We start from the raw sequence: 19986 nt of genomic DNA on the forward strand, positions 1-19986 counted from the left end.
CCCTGCGGTTTCCGTGTGTCATTTCACGAGAACCGCAGGGCGAGGCAGCTCATCACGGACACCGGATCGAGACGGATCCACCCGAATGGTCATCGCCCTGCGGTTTCCGTGCGCCATTCCACAAGGACCGCAGGGACAGGTGCTGCAAAGGTCCTCACTGGCTCACTCATCACTGGCTCTCTCATCGGCCTCGTTGACGTTGCGGCGACCGTTTCCTAGAGTGTGACTCATCAGTCATATGACTGGGGAGTCATAGGAGTCGCACATGCCTCACCCCACCTTCTTCAACCTCCCCGAGGAGAAGCGATCCCGCATCGAGGAGGCCCTCAAGGATGAGTTCGCCGCGAGGACCTACACCCAGGCCTCGGTCGATCGCATCACGGCCGCCGCCGGCGTCTCGAAGGGGAGCTTCTACCAGTACTTCGTCGACAAGCTGGACGCGTACACCCATCTGGTGCGCGGGCTCATGAGCGCGCGGATCGACCTGGCGGGCACACCCCCGCCGGAGGCAACCTTCGAGGAGGTTCTCACCGCGATCGTCCTGGGCAGCCACGACTTCCACCGGCGCGACCCCCGGGGGTGGGCCGTCCTGGCGCGCTCCCTCTCCGACGACGCCCCCGCAATCCTCGACTCGGACGAGGCGCTCTCCGAGGACATCCGCCAGTGGACCACCACCGCCATCGCCGCGGGGCAGGCCACCGGTGAGCTGCGCGACGACGTCGATCCCGGTACGGCCGCCTGGATGATCGAGAGGGTCCTCCTCGGCGTGCCCCACTACGTCATGGCCCGCTTCGGCATCGCACCTGACCACGCCGCCACCACCGGAAGTGCCTTCGACCAACCGGAGATCGCGGCGGTCGCCCGGGATCTCGTCGCCATGCTCGTGGCTGCGCTCGCCGGGAACGGGACGCCCGGACGGCGAGACGCCGGGACCGCCCAGGGCACACCGTTGGGGGCCCAGAACAGTGACTGAGGCGATCCGCGCCCATGGCTTGGGCTTCACCTACCGCGGCGCCCCGCAGCCCGCGCTCGAAGACGTCGATCTGGCTGTGGCCGCGGGCGAGATCATCGGCCTTCTCGGGCCGAGCGGCGCCGGGAAGTCGACGCTGCAGCGCGTGCTGACCGGCCTGCTCACCGGGTACCGGGGCTCGGCCCGCATCCTCGGACGGGAGATCTCGGGATGGGGACGCGGGGTCTACGAACGGATCGGCGTGGCCTTCGAGACACCCGTGGCATTCGGGCGACTCACCCTGCGCGAGAACCTGGCCTACACCGCCCACCTGTACTCCGGGCCGACCCGCGATCCGCAGGAACTGCTCGACGCGGTCGGTCTCGCCGAGGACGCCGGCACCCGGGCGGCGCACCTGAGCAAGGGCATGGGGGTGCGTCTCAACGTGGCCCGTGCGCTCCTGCACGACCCCGAACTCGTCTTCCTCGACGAACCCACCTCGGGTCTGGATCCGGTGCGGGCCCACCGCATGGCACGGCTCATCGCCGCCGAGCGCGCACGGGGCTGCACCGTCGTCGTCACCACCCATGACATGGACCTGGCCAGGCGCGCCTGCGACCGGGTCGGCTTCATCGTCGAGGGCAGGCTCGTCGAGATCGGCGAGCCGGACGCACTGTGCCGCCGTCACGGTTCACGACAGGTCCGTGTCACCTGGGACGACGGCGAGGCCCTGTTCCCGCTGGACGGTCTTGCCGCGGACGAGGGCTTCCGCGAGACGCTGCGCACCCGGCGCATCCACACGATTCACTCCCGCGAAGCCGACCTGGCCGAGGTCTTCGCGGCCGTCACGGGACGAGAGCTGTGACAGTCATGGGCGCAGACCGGCACGGGCCAGCAGCCGCCATGAGGCGCAGCGCGGCCACTCTCGTCCTCGATCTTCGCAGGCATGCCCAGGAGGGCTTCTGGCTCGTCGCCCTGCTCACCGGGTTGACCGTGGCCGCCCTCCTGTCTCCTCTCGCCGCGGACCTGGTCCGGTGGTGGCCGGTGATCGTCCTGGGGGAGCTGACCATCACGTCCTTCTACTTCGCCGCGGTCCAGGTCCTGCAGGAGCGCAACGAGGGGACCCTCGCCGCCCGGGCGGTCAGCCCGCTGAGAGCCTGGGAGTACCTGACGGCTCTGGTGGTCTCCCTGGCTCTGCTCTCCCTGGCCGAGGTGACCGTGCTGGTGCTCGTCCTCCACGGTCCACTGGCGCTCTGGCCCGCCCTGGCCGTCGGGGTCGGCCTCGTCTCCTGCGTCTACACCCTCTACGGTGTCGTCGCGGTTGCCGGCTACGAGTCGATCGGCGCCTTCCTGCTGCCCTCCGGGGCGTGGACGCTCGTGCTCAGCCTGCCTCTGTTGCCGCTCATCGGCGGGCCGGGCGGGTGGTGGCTGTGGCTGCACCCGCTCCAGCCGGCCGTCGTCCTGATCGACGTGGCATTCGGGGCCGCCCCGTCCTCGGCCGCCGCGCCCTGCCTGCCCCTCGGCGCCGCGTGGTGCGCAGGACTGGGCGGACTCGCCAGGCACCGGCTCCGCCGGGCCGTCACGCCGGCGGGGGCACGCGGATGAGGCCCCGTACCGTACTGGGCCTGCTGCCGGCCGATCTGGCCCGCCTTGCCCGGGACGAGCTGCTCGCATGGATGCCCGCGGTTCCCGTCATCATGGCCCTGGCGGTCCGACTCGGCGCCTCACCGGTCCTCGCGGCGCTCGGTCTTCGCGCGGAACTCGCGCAGGAGTGGTCCGCCCGCATCGACGTGACCGCCTTCGGGATCGTCGTCCCGGTGCTCATCGGGACGGTCGTCGGTTTCATGCTGCTGGGCGAGAAGGAGGATCGGGTGTGGGACGCGCTGGCGGTGACGCCGGTGTCGCTGCGCGGCTACCTGGCGTGGCGGGCGGCGGGTGCGTCGCTCGTTGCGGTTGGGGCGTGCGCGATGTGCCTGAGGATCGGGGGTCTCAACGACCTGGGCATCGCCCGGGTCTGCGGTGTCGCCCTGGCCGCCGCTCCCCTGGCCGGGGCGACCGCGCTGGGGCTCGCCTGCTGGACGACGGACACCGTCCAGGGGTTCGCCGCCGTCAAGCTGTCCCTCGTCGTCCTCATCCTGCCCGCCGTATTGCCCGGCGCGGGCATCGGCGGGTGGCTGCTCGCCGTGGTCCCGAGCTGGTGGCCCGCGCGGGCGTACCGGGAGTTCGCCGCCGGGAACGCCTCAGCGCCCGCTTGGGCCGCGGGATCGATACTGGTATGTGGCGCAGTGGCCGGGACGGCCCTGCGGCGAATCACCCGGCACGGCGCCCCGCGGTGAGCAACGCCGACTCGCCCTGCGGTTCTCGTGTGTCATTTCACGAGAACCGCAGGCAGAGGCAGCCCATCGCGGACACCAGACCGGGACGGATCCACCCGAATGGTCATAGCCCTGCGGTTTCCGTGCGTCATTCCACAAGAACCGCAGGACCAGGCCACGGCCGCCTCAGCACGCAACTCCCCTCCGGTGCCCCACGCATTCGCCCTGCGGTTTCCGTGTGTCATTCCACGAAGACCGCAGGGCCAGCCGCGGAGGCGCGGCGGAAGCTGCGGTGCACGAGGACGAAGACGAACACGAGGGCGAGGATCACGCCCCCGACGACGATCGGCAGCGTCGGCGAGAGCCCGTACATGGCGGTGCCCGCCGTCGGCGAGACGACGTAGGTCAGCCCGTTGGTCGCGCCGATCAGGCCGGCGAGGCCGCCCTGCTCCTCCCGGCTCATGTGCAGGGTGGGGCCCGCCGTGTAGCCCGGCATGCCGATGCCGATGCCCGCTCCGATCAGCGTCACGGCGACGATGAGGAGCACCGCCCCGCCGTCGACCACGAGCAGGGCGAAACCCACCGCGCCCGTGCAGGTGCCCACCCGCAGCAGGACGGGAGGCGACCACTTCGAGTGCGGCACGATGACGCTCTGGGCGAGCACCATGCCGACACCCGCGGCCAGGAGCGCGCCGCCCGAGACGAGCCCCGTCGTATTCGCATCGAGGTGGAGGCGGTCCTGCACGAGGAAGCCGGTGACGACCTGGATGAGGCCCATCGCGGTGAACATGCCGAAGCCGGCGACGAGGTAGGGCCAGACCCGCGGGTCGAAGGGGCGGATCCGCGCCGGCTCGGCGACCAGCTCGGCGCTGGTCTCGCGGCGCATGCCGACCACGACGACGAGCAGCCCCACGAGAAGGAACACGGGCACCATGTCGACCGAGACCATGAGCGAGATGCCCGACAGGAGTCCCCCGACGAGGGCCCCGGCGATCGAGGCCATCCCCTGGGAGGCGCCGACGCCCGCCATGCCGCGCACCCGCTCCTCCTCGTTCGTGGTGATATCGGCGACGTAGGCCTGCGCGGTCGGCAGGATCGCGGCGAGCGCCGTGCCGAAGATCAGGCCGCGCGCCAGGACGAACAGGCAGAACAGGGGCGTACCGCTCAGGGCGCCGCGCACCCCGAGGGCGGCGATGACGGCGAAGAGCACCATGGCCGCGGTGCAGGTGCCCAGCGCGGCGGCGAGAACCGGCTTGCGTCCCCACGACTGGGAGCGGCGCCCCCAGAGCTGGCTCGTGAGCACGACCATGACCGCCGCGACGCTGATCGTGAAGCCGACCTGCCACTCGGCCAGGCCGACCTCGCGGGACAGCGGCGCGATGACGGGGTTGAGCGTCGTCTGGCCCAGATAGGCCAGGAAGACCGCCGACAGGACGATCCTGATCTGCGGAGAACTCGTTCCCTGCTGTGTCTCGTGCGAGGCGGTCATGACCCCGATCCCCTCTCCGACTCATCGGTCAGGCAAAGGCCGCACCAGGCGGCCGGTGTTGTGGCGCGCTTCGACCCACGAACCGCGAAACAACACCTAGTGCACCCTAAGTGAACACTGTTCTCATTGCAATGCCTCGGACCACACGGGTCTCTTCGGTCCTGGCGGATCGGACGACCGTTCAGCCGGTTTCGCCGCTTCTCAGCCTGAGTTCGAGACCATCCATGAGTCGTTCGAGGACGAAACGGTAGTAGTGGTCCTGGGCGGCGGCGATCTCCTCGGGGGTGCCGGTGAACTGGACCAGCAGGTCGCGCGTCACCTGTGAGATGCCCTCGCTGTGCGCCGAGACGCCCTCGATGCCGCGGATGAGGCTCGCCTGATCGCGGGGAGCGTCCCCCTCGTACAGGATGCGGTCGTCGGCCCCGGCGATCATCATCATCGCCGTGTTGACCAGCGCGGCGTAGGCGATCGCAGCCTCCTGACCGAAACCGTCCCGCCGCAACGAGGCGATCCCCGAGTCGATGACCGGGGCGAGGTCGGCCAGGACCGGCCCGTGCAGCAGCACCCACCGGGCCGTTCCCGGGTAGGTCCTCAGGACGGGGCGGATCGGGAAGAGCGCCTCACGAAACCACTGCCTCCAGGGCATGACCTGCGTCGGCAGCCCCACCAGGGCCATGACCCGCCCTGCGACAAGGTGGTTGAGCGCCTCGCGGCCGCCAACGTGGTGGTAGATGACCGACGGGGCGACCCCCAGCTTCTGAGCGAGATCGCGCAACGACCAGACCGTCAGCCCCGTCTCCCGTGAGAGCTCGACGGCGGCGTCGACCACCGCTTCCGTGGTGAGCCCGGCGTGGTAGGTGTCCCGCCCGCCGCGCGCTCCGCCGGCACGTGCCCTGCCACCCGACATCTGCATCACCGCCAGTCATAGCCCCGTAGGGACAGGCTACTCGGCTCGACGCCGGGCCCTGCTCCACTCGGGGCCTTGCACGGGACGCGCAGCCACAACGGCCGCGGGGCGCATGCGATGGCGATCGCCCCAGAAGGACGGCGATTGCCGGCGTGCGGCGTCGTGGCCGCCCAGGAAACGAACGCCGATCTGCGCGCAGCGCTCTCCCCCGCCGGACGGGCAGGCCCGAGCACGCTTCTGGCGGAACTCGACCTGTCAGGGCGATGACCGGAGCCGGCCGGCTGGTCCGGCCGAACGAACCGCGGGCACGACGAGGACCGGCCCGCGGCAGCACTCATGGCCGCCGCGGGCCGACCTGCATGTGTGGGCAGCGGGTCCGGCCGCTCAGCGCTCGACGCGGCCCGCGATGAAGTCCTCTGTGGAGTCCATCGCCTCCTCGTCGGGGCGCTGCTGCGGCGGGGACTTCATGAAGAAGGACGACGGGGACAGCAGCGGGCCGCCGATGCCGCGGTCCAGGCCGATCTTCGCGGCGCGGACGGCGTCGATGACGACGCCCGCCGAGTTCGGGGAGTCCCAGACCTCCAGCTTGTACTCCAGGCTGACCGGGGCGCCGCCGAAGTTGCGTCCCTCCAGGCGGACGAAGGCGAACTTGCGGTCGTCGAGCCAGCCGACGTAGTCGGAGGGGCCGATGTGGATGTCCTTCTCGTCGAACGTCGTGGCGACGTTCGAGGTGACGGCCTGCGTCTTGGAGATCTTCTTCGACACCAGCCGCTCGCGCTCCAGCATGTTCTTGAAGTCCATGTTGCCGCCGACGTTCAGCTGGTAGGTGCGGTCGAGCGTGATGCCGCGCTCCTCGAACAGCCTTGCCAGCACCCGGTGGGTGATGGTGGCGCCGATCTGCGACTTGATGTCGTCGCCGATGATGGGCAGCCCCGCGTCGGTGAACCTCTGCGCCCAGGCCGGGTCGGAGGCGATGAACACGGGCAGGCAGTTGACGAAGGCGCAGCCGGCGTCGATCGCGCACTGGGCGTAGAACTTGTCGGCCTCCTCCGAGCCCACCGGCAGGTACGAGACGACGACGTCCGCCCTGGCGTCCTTGAGCGCCTGGACCACGTCGACCGGCGGCTCGGCGGACTCGGTGACGGTCTCGCGGTAGTACTTCCCGAAGCCGTCCAGGGTGACGCCGCGCTGCACCGTGACGCCGGTCTGGGCGACGTCGGCGATCGTAATGGTGTTGTTCTCCGACGCGCCGATGGCGTCGGCCAGGTCGAGCCCCACCTTGGCGGCGTCGACGTCGAAGGCGGCCACGAACTCGATGTCCGAGACGTGGTAGTCGCCGAACTGGACGTGCATGAGCCCGCCCACGGTGTCGGTCGGTTCGGCGTCGGCGTAGTGGGTGACACCCTGCACCAGTGACGCCGCACAGTTGCCCACGCCAACGATGGCGACACGAACTCTGCTCATCTCTGTTTCCCCTCAATGGTCGGCAATGACTACTCGGGGGTGCCTCGCATGACTCTAGCCATCAGCCGGGAGCGAACACATCCCACCATGGTCTGAACGTGGGTCAGACCCGGCGACGAGCCGATCGCGCGTGGCGGCGAGATGGGCGGTCTGCCCCGGCATCGCTCAGCTGAGCCGGGAGCACAGGCGTCCGCTCTCGGACCGGGCCGAACCGCCACGGCGGGCAGACGATCCATGAGTCCCAGCCGCGTGGTGGTCGCCCCGCGATTGGGGCGGCGCCCGGCCGGGCCGTACTCGTCACAGCTGCGGCGCCCTGCCGGGCGCCGCCGAGCCTCTTCACCCCCTGGACCACCTGCGGGGCAGCCCGGGAATGGGAATGAACCACAGCCGCAGGGACGAGGGGCCCAGCAGCGACAGGTCGGCGGGCGCGTCGGGGCTCAAGCGTCTGGGACGGTAGTAGCCCCGCGTCTCGCACTGGGCGCGCCGGGGATGGCTCGCCCACCACCAGTCCGGCACCGTTCCCGTCCTGACCCGTCGTGGGGCGGGCATGCCCCTGCGCGGGGAGTAGATCTGACGGGCGGCGGGCTCGTCGAGGCCGCGGGCCGCCGAACGGGCCACGCCCAGGCCCCATGCGTGGAGCCCGCGCTTCTCGGTCGCGGCGACCTCGCCGGTGCCGGACGCGGCGGCTCGGGCGGGCTGGGCTCTGGCCGCCCACGACTCGGGTTCCTCCGGCCCGCCCTCACCCGCGTGACCGGCCTCGTCCGGCGTCGGTTGCCTCCCACGGCCGCTCTCAGCACACATGCGCCACTCCTGTCCTGAACCCGCCGGACAAGACTACGACCATGGGCCCCTGTCCGGTGACGCGGCACGCGAGTCATTGCCCTCGCCGAGCGGGGGCGAGGGCCGAGCGTGAGCGGCTCACCGACCGGACTCCTCGTCCGACCGCTGCTCGGCCCAGTGCCCCAGATCCGCACCCTCGATGGCTGCCGCGATGAGCTCGGGGAAGGCGTCGGGTGTGCAGCCGAAGGCGGGCACCCCGAGCGCCGCCAGTTCGGCGGCGGCCGACCTGTTGTATGAGGGGACGCCGTCGTCGCTCAGTGCCAGCAGCGCGATCATCGTGGCGCCGTCGGCCCGGATCTGCCGCGCCTGGTCGATCATGCGCTCGGGGCGGGCGTCGTACAGGTCGCTGATGAGGATGACGACGGCGTCGGAAGGCCTGGTGATGGAGCGCCGGCAGTACTCGAGGGCCGGGGCGGTGTCGGTGCCGCCGCCGAGCTGGGCGCCGAAGATCACGTCGACGGGATCGCTGAGCATCGAGGTGAGGTCGGCGATGTCGGTGCTGTAGGCCACCAGGTGCGTGCGCAGCGCGCTGATCGAGGCCATGACGCCCGCCATGATCGAGGCGTAGACCACCGAGGAGGCCATCGACCCGGACTGGTCGAGGCAGATGACGAACTCGCGTTGGACGCCGCGGTGCCTGCGCCCATAGCCGACGAGCCGTTCGGGCACGATGGTGCGCTGCTCGGGCAGGTAGTTCTTGAGGTTGGCGGCGATGGTACGGCCCCAGTCGATGTCGCTCGGGCGCGGCCGCGCGGTGCGGTTGGCCCGGTCGAGCGCGCCGTGCACCGACTGGCGCATGCGGTTGGCGATGCGTTCGGCCACCTGCTCGGCCACCGTGTTCACCACCTGGCGGGCCGTCTGCTTCGACTCCTCGGGGATCACTGACGACAACCGGGCGAGGGTGGCCACCAGGTGCACGTCGGGTTCGAGGGTTTCGAGGATCTCGGGCTGGGCCAGCATCGCCGCCAGACCGAATCGCTCGATGGCGTCGTTCTGCATGACCTGCACCACCCGGTTGGGGAAGTAGCGCCGGATGTCACCCAGCCAGGCCGCCACGGACGGCATGGCGGACTCGAGCCCGCCGCGCCCGGCCCTTCTCCGGCCGGCCTGCCCATCCTCGTCACCGACGTCGTAGAGCCGTGCCAGCGCGCGGTCCATGGCGCGCTGTTCCACGGTCAGCACCTCGTTGCTCCTGGCCCCGCCGGTGCTGTCCGTGCCGAGCATGAGCCGCCAGCGCTGTTCGGCGCTGATCGGCCCGGAGCCGGTCTGCTGGTCTCCCGCCGCCGGTGCCGTGCTCATCGTCCGCCTCCCAGGATCGCGCCGACCGTTTCCAGGACCGGGCCCGCGTGCAGCAGGTCCTCCGCCGCCTCGGCGGCGTGCGTCTGCGGATCGCCCAGGTGCGCCACCCGGCCGGCCAGCATCCGGCGTTCGGCGGTGGACCATGTGCCGAAGGCCCGCCGCAGCGCCGGCAGGACGCGGCGGAAGGCCTCATCGGGGATGTCGGTGGCCCATTCGTCGATGACGGTGAGGAGCTGGCGGTCCTCGAGCAGGAGCAGGGCGCTGCCGGCGAGGAAGCCCTCGATCCAGTGGGCCTGGCGCTCCGGTTCGGCACCGGGCGACAGTGCCCTGCCCAGGCGACGGGCCGCCTCGTCGGCGGTGAGACGGCCGGCGTCGAGCAGGAGACGCACGATGCGCCCGGACAGCAGGCCGGGCAGGGTCCTCGAGGCGAGCAGGGAGCGCAGCGTGTCGTGCCACAGCCGGCCGGACCGCTCGTCGAGCAGGGCGACGACGCCCTGGACGTCGTCGATGGCCCGGCGCAGCGTCTCGGCGGCGTCCTCGCTCGTGCCGGAGGCCGCGGCCGGCAGGCCGGCGCAGGCGCGTGTCAGCACGGTCTGCGCCACGGCGCCCAGCGCCCGGGTGTCGGTGCCGCGCACGTCGCCGTAGCGCATGCTCCTGGCCAGGGCTGGGATCGACTGCAGCAGGTGCAGGACGTCCGGTTCTCCGGCGGCCCGCTCGTCGAGGGTGGCCAGCAGCTCGGGCAGCACCTCGCCGAGGTCGGCGAGCAGGGCCTGCTCGACGGCGGCGGTCACCTCGGGCAGCGTCGAGGTCCGGGTGAGCAGCGCGTTGCCCGCGGCCGATGCCACGGTGTTGCCGAAGGCCGCGGCCTCGATGACGGCCACGGAGAACTCGGGGTCCCACAGCAGCTCCCAGGCCTCCTTGAAGGTGCCGGTGCCGCGGGCGCTGCCCTGCTTGCCCCAGTCGATGCCGAGGATGGCGAGGCGGCGCAGCAGCCGGGACTTCGCCAGGTCGTTCGGCTTGCGCAGGTCGAGGGTGATGGTCCGCTTCGTGGCACTCATGGTCAGGCGCAGGCTGCGGGCGGTGGCCCGCAGGTCCGCGTCGAGGGGCACCATGGGCACGCCCGGCGGCACCTCGCCGAGCGCCTGGCCGACGACCACCTCGCGGGTCACCAGATCCGCCTGGACGCTGCTGCCCGCGCACAGCACCGACCAGGTGGCCTCACTCACCTCGGCGAGCCCCGGCTGGGGGCGCCCGCGCAGCGCGGCGAGGGCGTCGGCGAGGCGGGAGGCCTCGATGACGTGGGCGGAGGAGACGGGCAGGTCGTGTTCGCGCATCGACCTGGCCACGAGGGTGAACCACCGCGCGACGGGTTCGTCGGGCGCGGTGAACAGGTGGTGGTACCAGCCCGGGGAGTCGATGCCGGCCCCGTAGCCGCTGACGGTGGCGAGCCGGCCGTGGGTCCAGGGCACCCAGGTGAGGGCGGTCTTCACCTTGGGGAGGCCCTTGAGCAGGGCGTTGTCGGCCTTGAGCGTGGGCGCCGGGCCGGCCAGGGCCGGTGCGTGCCAGGCCCCGCAGACCACGGCGACCCGTTCGTGGCCGCGCCGCCTGGCGGCCCTGAGCACCTTGCGCATGTGGGCCTCGCGGCGCAGGGTGCGCGGATCGGTCTCGGGCGTGGCCTCGCGCAGCAGACCGATGGCCTCGGTGAGGTCGTCGAAGGGATCCCCCGTGCTGCGCAGTTCCACCGCGTCCTCCCACCAGGCCTCCGGGTCGTCGTAGCCGGCGATCCGCGCCAGTTCCGCGATGGGGTCGGTGCGGTGGCCGGCCCGTGGGTCCTCCTCGGGCGCCTCCCCGGCCGGTCCTTCGGGGTCGTCGGTGAGCCGGTCGGCCCCGGCCTCGGGAAGCTCCCCGTCGGCCGGTACCTGGCCCTGCGCGTCGTCCGGATCGGGTTCGTCCGGGTCCTGCCGGCCGGTGGCGGCGAGTGTCATGGCGGCGGGCAGGTCCATGAAGTGGGTCTCGGCGCCGTTGCGGGTGGCCCAGCCCAACGCCTGCCACTCCGGCGAGAACACGGCCATCGGCCAGAACGCGGCGTTGGCGGGACGATCGGTCTGCCAGGCCAGCAGCGCCACGGGCGGCCTCATGACGGGGTCGGCGACCCACTCGATGAGCTTGTCAGCGTCGGCGGGCCCCTCGATGAGCACGCAGTCCGGGGCGTAGGCGTCGAGCGCGGCCGCGAGGGCGCGGGCGGACCCGGGGCCGTGGTGGCGCACCCCGAAGACCCGTACCGGCGGGGGCGCCGCGGCCTCGGCGCTGCTCACTCGTCCACCTCGCGGCAGGCGCGGTAGAAGTCGGCCCAGTCGGGGCGCTCGCGCACCACGGTCTCGAGGTACTCGGTCCAGACGGCCCGGTCCGACACCGGGTCGGAGACGACGGCGCCGAGGATGCCGGCGGCCACGTCCCTGGGGCGCAGCACGCCGTCGCCGAAGTGGGCGCTCATGGCCAGCCCGTTCGTCACCACCGAGATGGCCTCGGCGGTGGACAGCGTGCCCGAGGGGCTCTTGAGGCTCGTCGCCCCGTCCTCGGTGGCGCCCTGGCGCAGTTCGCGGAACACGGTGACGACGCGGCGGATCTCGTCGACCGCCTGGTCGGCGGGCGGCAGCTGGAGGGCCGAGCCGAGGTCCCGGACGCGGCGGGTGACGATCGTCACCTCCTCCTCGGCGGAGGCCGGCAGCGGGAGCACCACCGTGTTGAAGCGGCGGCGCAGGGCCGAGGACAGGTCGTTGACGCCCCGGTCGCGGTCGTTGGCTGTGGCGATGAGGTTGAAGCCGCCGCGGGCCTGCACCTCGCTGCCCAGCTCGGGCACGGGCAGGGTCTTCTCGCTGAGCACGGTGATGAGGGCGTCCTGGACGTCGGAGGGCATGCGGGTGAGTTCCTCGACGCGGGCGATGCGGCCCGAACCCATGGCCTCCATGACGGGCGAGGGCACGAGTGCGGCCTGCGAGGGGCCCTCGGCGATGAGCCGGGCGTAGTTCCAGCCGTAGCGGACGGCCTCCTCGGTAGTGCCAGCGGTGCCCTGGACGAGCAGCGTGGACGTGCCGCTGATGGCGGCGGCGAGGTGTTCACTCACCCACGACTTGGCGGTGCCGGGCACGCCGAGGAGCAGCAGGGCGCGGTCGGTGACCAGGGTGGCGACGGCGATCTCGGCGAGCCGCCGGTTGCCGACGTACTTGGGCGTGATGACGGTGCCGTCGCCCAGCGTGCCGCCCATGAGGTAGGTGACGACGGCCCAGGGCGAGAGCCGCCAGTTGGCGGGTCTCGGCCGGTCGTCCACGGCGGCCAGGGCGGCCAGCTCGCCGGCGTAGCGCTGCTCGGCGTGGGGGCGCAGGAGGGTGGTCTGGGTGTTCATGTGGTCTCCTCGTCGATGATCCGGGTGAGTTCCTGGCGTCCGCGCAGATGGCTCAGTGCCTGCTCGATGCCCCGAGTGTTCTGCTTGGGGGCGACCGGGACGGCCTCGAGCAGGGACAGCGCCTCGGGGATCAGCTCCGCCGGGGTGTCCTGCGCCATGACCCAGCACAGCTCGAACAGCTCGAGCCCCATCCGCTGAGTCGAGGACCAGGCGGTTGCCTCGGCGACCCGGTGCAGCATCGCCCGGGACAGTGGCCGTGGCCAGAAGCGCCCACGGAACCTGGCGAGGGTGGGCGTGTCGAACAGTTCCAGGATGAGCTGCTCACGCCGGCCCGCGCCGAGGACGTCGAGGAGCTCGCTGGGCTCGGGGCGGGCCCTGAGAAGGGCCTCTGCCAACTCCGCGTCATGGAACTTGTGGGCAGACCTCTTGAGCGCGTCCTGGAACGCCTCGCTGATGTCGGCACCCTCGAGGAGCACGTGGGCGGACGCGAGTTCGGTGGTGGACAGGCCGATGAGCCCCGCCAGGCGGCGGGACGGCACCCGACTCACCGCCAGCTGCAGCCGCGTGACCGGCATCGGCGTGCCGAAGCCGTGCTCCCAGTCGTAGCCGTCGCGGATGAGCTCGTCGGTCGGCTCGATCGGCGTGCCGTCGATCACGGGGGGATCGGGCGGGCCCGCGCTGACTTCCAGGTGTGTTTTGAGCAGTTCCTCGGCCTGCCGGACAGTCCTCGAACCCTTGATCGAGCTCAAGAGCTCGGCTGCGACCCACCGGACGTGTGCGTCCTCGTCGTCGAGGAGGGCCTCGAGATGGGGTTCGTCGTCGGGACCGAGCCCGACCGACATCTTCTTCAGCATCAAACTGCGTATCTTCGACTCCTCGCCCAGCCAGGTGCCGTCGGCGAGCAGGGTCCAGGCTGCCGTGGGGTCATCGCGTCGCACCTGCCCGAGGTAGTCGACGCGTTGCCAGGGCGTGCCCTCGTCCCACAGCGCACGACCGGACTTCGGGATGTCCAGGCCCGGTCTGTCGGTGTCGAACAGGGCGCGGGCCCTGTCGTCCATGATCACGTGGGCGCGGTCGGGCGTGGGAAGGGAGTTCAGCACGCGCAGCAGCAGGTCGGGCGGCAGGGTCCAGCCCTGGGCACCGACCATGCTCAGGGTCTCGTGAAACAGCTTGCGCCGCGCCTGGTCGCCGAACAGGCGGCGGACTCTCGTCTCCAGATGTGGCGGCAGCACCTCGCGGGTGGCCGGGGGGAGCCCGAGCGGACGGGCCCGCGGAGAGGAGCCGATCCGGGCGCGGTGCGCGACCGCGTAGGCCGCAGCGGCGTCGAGTGCCAGGTCTGTGGTCGTGGCCGAGTCCTCGGCCAGGGCCGACCGCACCTCTGGTTCGAGGCCGTCGGCGGTGAGGGGCCGGGTTCCCAGCCCCACCGTCGCGCACCGCACCAGCTCGTCGAAGCCGTTCACAGCGACCTCACCCGCCCGCCGTCGAGGACGCTCAGGGGCCGCAGCCCCTCGGTGGAGAGTTCGCCGAATGCGACGAGGTCGTCGCGACCCGCCGCCAGGGCGAGCCTGCGCAGGCCCACGAGGCCGCCGACGAGCGGCAGCGCCCCGTCGTCGTCGCTCAGGGCGTAGCTGCCCGAGTCGTCGACGGCCAGGCGTCCGGCGACGAGCACCGGGTGGTTCTCGGTCCACGGGTCGAGGGCCACCGCGTCCCGCCACGCCACGCGTGCCGCGGCGGTGCCGACCGGCTGGGGCTGCCAGGACAGCGGCTGGGGCTCGCGCTGCGAGGAGAGGGCGCAGCGCAGCTGGCCGCGGCCCGGGTAGGGGTGGGTGCTGGCTTCCACCTGCTGGCCGGGGAACAGGTCGGCCGGAAGCGCCACGTGGTTCGCCGCGAAGGACAGCTGGAGCGCCCAGCGGCCGGTCCGCCGGCCGAGCAGCCACACGCGGCGCGCGACGACCCGACCCTCCTTGCTGTCACGCATGCCAAGGACGGCCCAAGTGTCCTCGATGCCGGGGCCCGCGAGGACGTCCTCGACGTGCACCGGCACGCCGAGGTGGGAGCGGACGGTGGCCGCGACGTCCTCGGGCAGTTCGGCGCGGCGCTGCCAGGCTCTGGTCAGCAGCCGCATCATGCCGAACCCTTCGACGACGGCGGCGGGCCAGCCGGGTGTGGCGTCGCTGACGTCGGCGAGCGCGGTGAGCCGGGTGGCCATGCCTGGGGCCTGGGCGTCGACCATCCGGGCGGCCATGTCGCGCAGCTCGTCGCGGCGGTGCGTGCCGGCCCTGGCCAGCCCCTCGTGCAGCTGGTCACCGAGCCAGCGGTCGAGATCGGCGAGCCCGTCGGTGATGCGCTGCTCGCGGCGGGCGGCCCGCGCCTCGGCGTCGGCCCTCTGCTCGGCGGAGCGTTCGCTCCTGGAGGTCTTGGCGGCCGCTTTCGTGGCACGGTCGGCCCGGCGCCTGCGCCATTCCTCGGCGAAGTCGGCGGGCTCGGCCGGCTCGACCTCGCCCTGGCTCCACAGGTGGAGCAGGGCGACGGCGTGCTTGCAGGGGAACTTGCGGCTCGGGCAGGAGCACTTGTAGGCGGGGCCCGACAGGTCGACGCACACCTGGTAGGGCTTCTTGCCCGATCCCTGGCACAGGCCCCACAGCAGGGCTTCGGAGACACCGAGCCCGGGCCACCGATCCGGCACGGCCAGTTTGAGACCCGCCCTGGTCGTCTGGGCGTCGGGGGCCTGCGCGTCGATGCGCTCGGTCGTCCATCGTTCGATGGCGGGGGTGCTCATGGATGCCACCCTAACGGAGCCCTCCGACACGAATCGGTCTGTTCATCAGATGCGTCCCGCTGCGAAGTGACCCTCGGAACAGCCGTCTCGCAGCCCCGGTGGCCGGGGAGCATTCACCGATCGCACCGGCCGCAGCCGTGTCGTTCACCCACCGAGGAGCCCTCGGATGCACCTCCGTGATGCTCTTCCGTCAGTCCCCCAGGGCCGCGATGGCTCGGGCGCAGGCGGCGGTGGCGTCGTCGATCCAGTCGGGAATCGGCCCGCCCAGGTGAGGACGCACCAGCCCGTAGGGGCACTGTCTGGTGGCCGTGGTCAGCAGCGTGGTCCGCCACTCATCGGCGACTCCGTAGCGTCTGCGTGTCAGTTCGAGCGAGAGGGCGTTGACCTGATCGTTGACGGTCGCCACCTCGTCTCGCAGGGACTCGGGGGCGGCACGGACCAGCTCGGCCTGCCGATAAAGCGTCATGGCTCGCGCCTCGGCCGGATGCTCACGGCAGTAGACCGGGATGTGCCGTGCCGCGGCCACGACGGCGTCGGCTGCCGGCTCCAGGCGGCAGGCCGCCATGAAGCCCTGCTGGAAGTCGCGCACGGAGCGCAGCCAGAGGCTGACGAGCAGCTCGTCCCGTGAGGCGAAGCGGTAGTAGACCGAGCCGACGGGCGCCCCGACCTCGCGGGCGATCTCCGCGACCGGCGGGCTCCCTGAGCGTGTGAGAACGACTCGGGCGGCGGCATCGAGGATGTCATCGGCGCTGAACTTCACCGGCCTTGCCACGGTCCGAAGTGTACAAGGACAATTTAGAACATGGATTCTAAAACTGTTTCGCAGGCAGCGACCACGGGCCGCCGACCGCAGCGCTGGGCGACAATCGCCTGCTGGACCGCCTTCTGTTCGGTGCTGCCCTCAGCGGCATGGCGCCTGGCGATGCTCGCCGGCGTGGATACCGGATTCGGATATGCGCAGTTCTACCGCGACGGCGGCGCAATGACGGCCTATGTGCTGAGGCTGGAGGCGATTCAGCTCGGCGCCGCGGCACTGTGCCTGGGCCTGTGCCATTCGTGGGGCGAACGGGTGCCGCGGTGGGTGCCGGGAATCGGCGGGCGCGTGATCCCCCGCTCGCTGCCCGTCGCGATCGGCGGACTGGGCGACGCGATGCTGTACGCGATCATCGGTAGCACGGCGGCCAGGTTCGCCAGCAGGTGGATGGGGATGTCAGTGGGGCTGACGCCCACCGATGGCATGAGCTCGGGCGCGGTCACCGTCCTGGCCCTCGCCTACGCCCCCATGCTCATCTGGCCCGTCGCGCTGACTGTTGCCCTGGTGGGCTACTGGAGGCGGCGCTCGCCACGCGCGCACCGACATGCGCCGCCTGGTGATCGTCGAAGGGGACGGGCCGATGAGACGGGAGAGGACGACGCCGACCGGAGACCGAGCTCTGCCCATCGGGCGTCTGACGCGTCGCCGCGGCGGCCGGAACAGGGGGACCATGAAGAAAACCATGGATGACTACTGGAACCACAACACCGCGTACCACCGGTGGATCCTGCGCACCGTCGAACGGCAGGGGCACCGCGACGTCCTCGACGTCGGCTGCGGCGAGGGGCTGCTGCTGCAGCGGCTGGCGCCCCTGGTGTCGACCGTCACCGGTGTTGAACCGGATGCGGAGGCCCTAGAGAGGGCCCGGGTACGCCTCGCCGGGCTGCCCACCGCGCGCCTCGTCCCGGACCGGTTCGAGCAGGCCGCTCTGGACGAGGCGGGCTACGACCTCATCACCTTCGTCGCGAGCCTGCACCACATGGAGCCCCGGCGGGCGCTGAGCCGTGCGGCGCGGCTGCTCAGGCCCGGCGGTGACCTGCTGGTGGTCGGCCTGGCGGCGAATCGCAGCCCGGTGGACTGGGCGTTCAGTGCCCTGACACTGCCGGCCGCCAGGATCGGCTCACTGGCGCATCACGAGACCCGCGACATCGGCGTGCCGGTCGCCGAACCCCCGGAGGACCTGCGCGAGATCCGCCGGACGGCCGGGGAACTCCTGCCCGGCGCGCGGATCAGGCGGGGCCTGTACTACCGCTACCTACTGCGCTGGACGAGACCCGCCGACTGAACCCGGAACACCCGGGCCTCGCCCTCGCTACTCCTGCAGGTGCGCGAACCCGACCGCACGGTCGCCGGTGGGCAGCAGATCCTGGTTCGCGGTCAGCGTCATGACCGCCTCCGTCGGCAGCTGCTCGGGACGCCCCGGCACCGCGTCGAGCACCCAGCCGTCGTCGGAGGCCACCGTGAGATCGCGCGGAGCCACGTCGATGACGTAGGTGTAGGTGTCCTGGCAGACCTGCACCGTGATCTCGTCGCCCTCGTCGAGGTCGAGGAGGCCGGCGAACGGTTGGCCGTAGCCGACGCGGTAGCCGGCCACGGCGAAGTTGCCGACCTGTCCGGGTTCGGCGCTCGTGGGGTACCAGCCGACCCCGCCGCGCAGCGAGACACCGCCGGTGCCCTTGCGAATGGGGGCCTCGACGTCCAGCGCCGGGATGGACAGCGAGCCGATGACCTCGCCGTCGGCGGCCGCGTCGAACTCCTGCCCGGTGCAGCCGGCGCGGTAGGTAGCCAGCGCGTCCGCCTGGTGCGAGGAGGCCCAGGCCGTGGAGCCCCAGCCGACCCAGGCGATGCATGCGGCACCGGCCACGACGGCCAGCACGAGGACGCCGACGACCACGCCGAACAGCCGTGACCGTCTCCCCTGCGCGTGCCCGACCATGGCCCCCAGCTTATGGCCCGCCCTCTGCCGGGTGCGGACCGAACCAGACGCAAGGCCAGGGCGCAGGTCACGCCCCGCCTCGGACGATGGCGGGACGAGCACGGCAGCCGTGCGGGGCTGCACGGCATGACCGCCGCATCGTGGCCGCTCGCCTGCGGCTGCCGGCCGATGGGCACCCGGCCGTCATTTCTGAAGTTTGCCCTCGCAGACAAGGTCCTCGCCGGGCAGTTCGCCACGCAGCAGGTAGGTGTCCACCGTGTCGTTGACGCAGTCGCCCAGCCGCTGGTAGGCGCCGTGCCCGTTGCCCGTCACGGTCACCAGACGGCCGTATTTGAGCTGGGAGACCAGGGCCTGGGCCCACTCGTACGGGGTTGCGGGGTCGCCGGTGACGCCGAGGACGAGGATCGGCGCGGCCCCGGTCGACGTGAGTTCGGCGGGCTCGTGCCCGCTGTGGTGGCCCCACCCCTGGCAGAAGGCGTCCTGGTAGGCGAGGCCCTCGCCCATGATCGGTGCGACCTCCTTGATCCTGGCAGCCTCGGCCTCCCAGGCGGCATGGTCGCCCTTGACCGGGTAGTCCTGGCAGTCGACCGCCCGGTCGGCGGCCTGGTTGGCCAGCTTCCTGGCGGCCGCCTCCGGGGTCTCGTCGGGATCCTGCGGGTCGATCAGGTCGTTGAGGGCCGTGGCGTCGTTGTCGGTCATCGCCTTGCTCAGCGCCTCGTTCAGTTCCGGCCAGAGCCGGTCGTCGTAGAGCAGGTTCCCGATGCCGGTGACCATGTCCCGCCCGTTGAGGGCCTCCCCGGACTCGCCCACGGGGATCGGTTCGGCGTCGGCACGGTCGATCAGATCCTTGAGTTTGGCCTTGCCTTCCTCGAAGTCCCCGGTCAGCGGGCAGCCGAAGCCGGCCTGGCAGGACTCGATGTAGGTGTCGAGGGCCCGTTCCAGCGCGGCCGCCTGGTCGATGCGCAACTGGGCCTGCTGCAGTGAGGGGTCCTGGGCGCTGTCGAGTACCATGCGTCCGACGTTGTCGGGGAAGATCTCCGCGTACCTGGCCCCGAGGTAGGTTCCGTACGAGGCGCCCAAGTAGTGCAGCTTCGAGTCCCCGGCGAGGGCGCGCAGCATGTCCATGTCCCTGGCCACCGACGCGGTGTCCATGTGGTCGAGCAGGCCCTGCGCGGAGTTCTGCTCGCACGCCGCGGCCAGCTCGACGGCCGACTTGGTGGAGCCCTGGGCCGAGTCCTCCCCCGAACCCGCCGATTCCTCCGCGCCCAGGGGGTCCTCCCCCTTCTTCACGGCTTCGGTCGCCTCGGTGATCTCCTCAGGGCTCAGGCAGGTCAGCGGGGTTGACTCGCCGACGCCGCGGGGGTCGAAACCGATGATGTCGTACGACCTTCGCAGGTTCTTGGTGAAGGCCTCCTTCTCGCTGACGTATTCCAGGCCGCTACCGCCGGGGCCGCCGGGGTTGACGAGCAGGGAGCCGATGGGCTTGCCGGAGCTCGCGGGGAGCTTCTTGAGCGCCAAGTCGATGCGTTTACCCGCGGGATCGTCGTAGTCGAGGGGCGCCTGGACGGTCGCGCACTGGTAGTCCCTGTCGTCCTCGCAGGTCTGCCAGGACACCTTCTGCAGGTAGAAGTCCTCGAGCCCCTTGGGTACGGGGGCTGCGGAGGGGGATATGGCGACGGGCTCGATGGAGCCCTGGGCGCAGCCGGAGATCATGATGCCGGCCACTATGGCGGACGTCAGGGGCAGTAGCCACGCCCTGCCGTTCTGGAAAGCGATTCGCATGAAGGGAAG

18 protein-coding genes are annotated in these 19986 nt (G+C 71.5%); 6 read left to right on the plus strand and 12 right to left on the minus strand.

All coding sequences use genetic code 11. From position 1 onward, the window contains the following. Nucleotides 1–265: 265 nt before the first annotated feature. The 4 genes from PROPJV5_RS05800 to PROPJV5_RS05815 are packed head-to-tail and all read left to right on the plus strand — an operon-like array spanning nucleotide 266 to nucleotide 3285. On the plus strand, nucleotides 266–973 hold the full coding sequence (locus PROPJV5_RS05800) for a TetR/AcrR family transcriptional regulator (RefSeq protein ID WP_119715405.1): 708 nt from the start codon (nucleotides 266–268) through the stop codon (nucleotides 971–973). Continuing rightward, complete coding sequence (locus tag PROPJV5_RS05805; RefSeq protein WP_119715406.1) at nucleotides 966–1814, plus strand: ABC transporter ATP-binding protein; 849 nt, start codon at nucleotides 966–968, stop codon at nucleotides 1812–1814. Before PROPJV5_RS05800 ends, PROPJV5_RS05805 begins: the two co-directional genes overlap by 8 nt. A gap of 38 nt (nucleotides 1815–1852) precedes the next feature. Beyond that, complete coding sequence (locus PROPJV5_RS05810; RefSeq protein WP_119715407.1) at nucleotides 1853–2554, plus strand: fluoroquinolone export ABC transporter permease subunit; 702 nt, start codon at nucleotides 1853–1855, stop codon at nucleotides 2552–2554. Beyond that, nucleotides 2551–3285 (plus strand): hypothetical protein, encoded by a 735-nt coding sequence (locus PROPJV5_RS05815; RefSeq protein ID WP_182858592.1) that lies wholly within the window; start codon nucleotides 2551–2553, stop codon nucleotides 3283–3285. Before PROPJV5_RS05810 ends, PROPJV5_RS05815 begins: the two co-directional genes overlap by 4 nt. Before the next feature lie 220 nt (nucleotides 3286–3505). Here PROPJV5_RS05815 and PROPJV5_RS05820 read toward each other — a convergent pair whose 3' ends face one another. From PROPJV5_RS05820 to PROPJV5_RS05865, 10 genes are all read right to left on the minus strand, one after another. After that, the gene (locus PROPJV5_RS05820) at nucleotides 3506–4753 is read right to left on the minus strand and encodes an MFS transporter (RefSeq protein ID WP_119715408.1); all 1248 of its coding nucleotides are present in this window, start codon (nucleotides 4751–4753) and stop codon (nucleotides 3506–3508) included. A 181-nt stretch (nucleotides 4754–4934) separates the two neighbouring features. Beyond that, nucleotides 4935–5666 (minus strand): TetR/AcrR family transcriptional regulator, encoded by a 732-nt coding sequence (locus PROPJV5_RS05825; RefSeq protein WP_239018419.1) that lies wholly within the window; start codon nucleotides 5664–5666, stop codon nucleotides 4935–4937. Nucleotides 5667–6044: 378 nt separating this feature from the next. Beyond that, entirely contained in the window at nucleotides 6045–7124 is a 1080-nt protein-coding gene (locus tag PROPJV5_RS05830) for an inositol-3-phosphate synthase (protein ID WP_119715409.1), read from the minus strand. 336 nt (nucleotides 7125–7460) lie between these two features. Then, nucleotides 7461–7925 carry a hypothetical protein gene (locus tag PROPJV5_RS05835; RefSeq protein WP_119715410.1) on the minus strand — a complete coding sequence of 155 codons (465 nt, stop codon included), beginning with the start codon at nucleotides 7923–7925 and terminating at the stop codon, nucleotides 7461–7463. Nucleotides 7926–8042: 117 nt separating this feature from the next. Continuing rightward, complete coding sequence (locus PROPJV5_RS05840; protein WP_119715411.1) at nucleotides 8043–9263, minus strand: VWA domain-containing protein; 1221 nt, start codon at nucleotides 9261–9263, stop codon at nucleotides 8043–8045. Continuing rightward, nucleotides 9260–11578 (minus strand): DUF5682 family protein, encoded by a 2319-nt coding sequence (locus PROPJV5_RS05845; protein WP_119715412.1) that lies wholly within the window; start codon nucleotides 11576–11578, stop codon nucleotides 9260–9262. Before PROPJV5_RS05845 ends, PROPJV5_RS05840 begins: the two co-directional genes overlap by 4 nt. Beyond that, nucleotides 11575–12666 carry an ATP-binding protein gene (locus tag PROPJV5_RS05850; RefSeq protein WP_119715413.1) on the minus strand — a complete coding sequence of 364 codons (1092 nt, stop codon included), beginning with the start codon at nucleotides 12664–12666 and terminating at the stop codon, nucleotides 11575–11577. Before PROPJV5_RS05850 ends, PROPJV5_RS05845 begins: the two co-directional genes overlap by 4 nt. Continuing rightward, nucleotides 12663–14126, minus strand: a complete 1464-nt coding sequence (locus tag PROPJV5_RS05855; RefSeq protein WP_119715414.1) for a DUF5691 domain-containing protein — start codon at nucleotides 14124–14126, stop codon at nucleotides 12663–12665. Before PROPJV5_RS05855 ends, PROPJV5_RS05850 begins: the two co-directional genes overlap by 4 nt. Further along, nucleotides 14123–15445 (minus strand): SWIM zinc finger family protein, encoded by a 1323-nt coding sequence (locus PROPJV5_RS05860; RefSeq protein WP_119715597.1) that lies wholly within the window; start codon nucleotides 15443–15445, stop codon nucleotides 14123–14125. Before PROPJV5_RS05860 ends, PROPJV5_RS05855 begins: the two co-directional genes overlap by 4 nt. A gap of 190 nt (nucleotides 15446–15635) precedes the next feature. Beyond that, complete coding sequence (locus tag PROPJV5_RS05865; RefSeq protein WP_119715415.1) at nucleotides 15636–16217, minus strand: TetR/AcrR family transcriptional regulator; 582 nt, start codon at nucleotides 16215–16217, stop codon at nucleotides 15636–15638. Between the two features lie 30 nt (nucleotides 16218–16247). Here PROPJV5_RS05865 and PROPJV5_RS05870 point away from each other — a divergent pair, with 30 nt between their 5' ends. Next, nucleotides 16248–16949 carry a hypothetical protein gene (locus PROPJV5_RS05870; RefSeq protein WP_220474350.1) on the plus strand — a complete coding sequence of 234 codons (702 nt, stop codon included), beginning with the start codon at nucleotides 16248–16250 and terminating at the stop codon, nucleotides 16947–16949. Continuing rightward, a complete protein-coding gene (locus PROPJV5_RS05875; RefSeq protein ID WP_220474351.1) occupies nucleotides 16942–17544 on the plus strand; it encodes a class I SAM-dependent methyltransferase in 603 nt (200 codons plus the stop codon). The genes PROPJV5_RS05870 and PROPJV5_RS05875 overlap by 8 nt, the downstream gene beginning before the upstream one ends. A gap of 27 nt (nucleotides 17545–17571) precedes the next feature. Here the strand turns inward: PROPJV5_RS05875 and PROPJV5_RS05880 are convergent, their stop codons facing one another. After that, nucleotides 17572–18195, minus strand: a complete 624-nt coding sequence (locus PROPJV5_RS05880) for a class E sortase (RefSeq protein WP_119715417.1) — start codon at nucleotides 18193–18195, stop codon at nucleotides 17572–17574. A 183-nt stretch (nucleotides 18196–18378) separates the two neighbouring features. Then, nucleotides 18379–19977: an alpha/beta hydrolase gene (locus PROPJV5_RS05885; protein ID WP_182858593.1), complete on the minus strand. Its 1599-nt coding sequence runs from the start codon at nucleotides 19975–19977 to the stop codon at nucleotides 18379–18381. Nucleotides 19978–19986: the final 9 nt, after the last annotated feature.

The sequence above is a fragment of the Propionibacterium ruminifibrarum genome, from assembly GCF_900289195.1.
Classification (GTDB): Bacteria; Actinomycetota; Actinomycetes; order Propionibacteriales; family Propionibacteriaceae; genus Propionibacterium; species Propionibacterium ruminifibrarum.

Coding starts and splice junctions, on each gene's coding strand:
- PROPJV5_RS05835 (WP_119715410.1), bottom strand. CDS start 7,925: ATGTGTGCTGAGAGCGGCCGTGGGAGGCAACCGACGCCGGACGAGGCC.
- PROPJV5_RS05830 (WP_119715409.1), bottom strand. CDS start 7,124: ATGAGCAGAGTTCGTGTCGCCATCGTTGGCGTGGGCAACTGTGCGGCG.
- PROPJV5_RS05820 (WP_119715408.1), bottom strand. CDS start 4,753: ATGACCGCCTCGCACGAGACACAGCAGGGAACGAGTTCTCCGCAGATC.
- PROPJV5_RS05840 (WP_119715411.1), bottom strand. CDS start 9,263: ATGAGCACGGCACCGGCGGCGGGAGACCAGCAGACCGGCTCCGGGCCG.
- PROPJV5_RS05870 (WP_220474350.1), top strand. CDS start 16,248: ATGGATTCTAAAACTGTTTCGCAGGCAGCGACCACGGGCCGCCGACCG.
- PROPJV5_RS05815 (WP_182858592.1), top strand. CDS start 2,551: ATGAGGCCCCGTACCGTACTGGGCCTGCTGCCGGCCGATCTGGCCCGC.
- PROPJV5_RS05850 (WP_119715413.1), bottom strand. CDS start 12,666: ATGAACACCCAGACCACCCTCCTGCGCCCCCACGCCGAGCAGCGCTAC.
- PROPJV5_RS05800 (WP_119715405.1), top strand. CDS start 266: ATGCCTCACCCCACCTTCTTCAACCTCCCCGAGGAGAAGCGATCCCGC.
- PROPJV5_RS05860 (WP_119715597.1), bottom strand. CDS start 15,445: ATGAGCACCCCCGCCATCGAACGATGGACGACCGAGCGCATCGACGCG.
- PROPJV5_RS05880 (WP_119715417.1), bottom strand. CDS start 18,195: ATGGTCGGGCACGCGCAGGGGAGACGGTCACGGCTGTTCGGCGTGGTC.
- PROPJV5_RS05885 (WP_182858593.1), bottom strand. CDS start 19,977: ATGCGAATCGCTTTCCAGAACGGCAGGGCGTGGCTACTGCCCCTGACG.
- PROPJV5_RS05825 (WP_239018419.1), bottom strand. CDS start 5,666: ATGCAGATGTCGGGTGGCAGGGCACGTGCCGGCGGAGCGCGCGGCGGG.
- PROPJV5_RS05875 (WP_220474351.1), top strand. CDS start 16,942: ATGGATGACTACTGGAACCACAACACCGCGTACCACCGGTGGATCCTG.
- PROPJV5_RS05810 (WP_119715407.1), top strand. CDS start 1,853: ATGAGGCGCAGCGCGGCCACTCTCGTCCTCGATCTTCGCAGGCATGCC.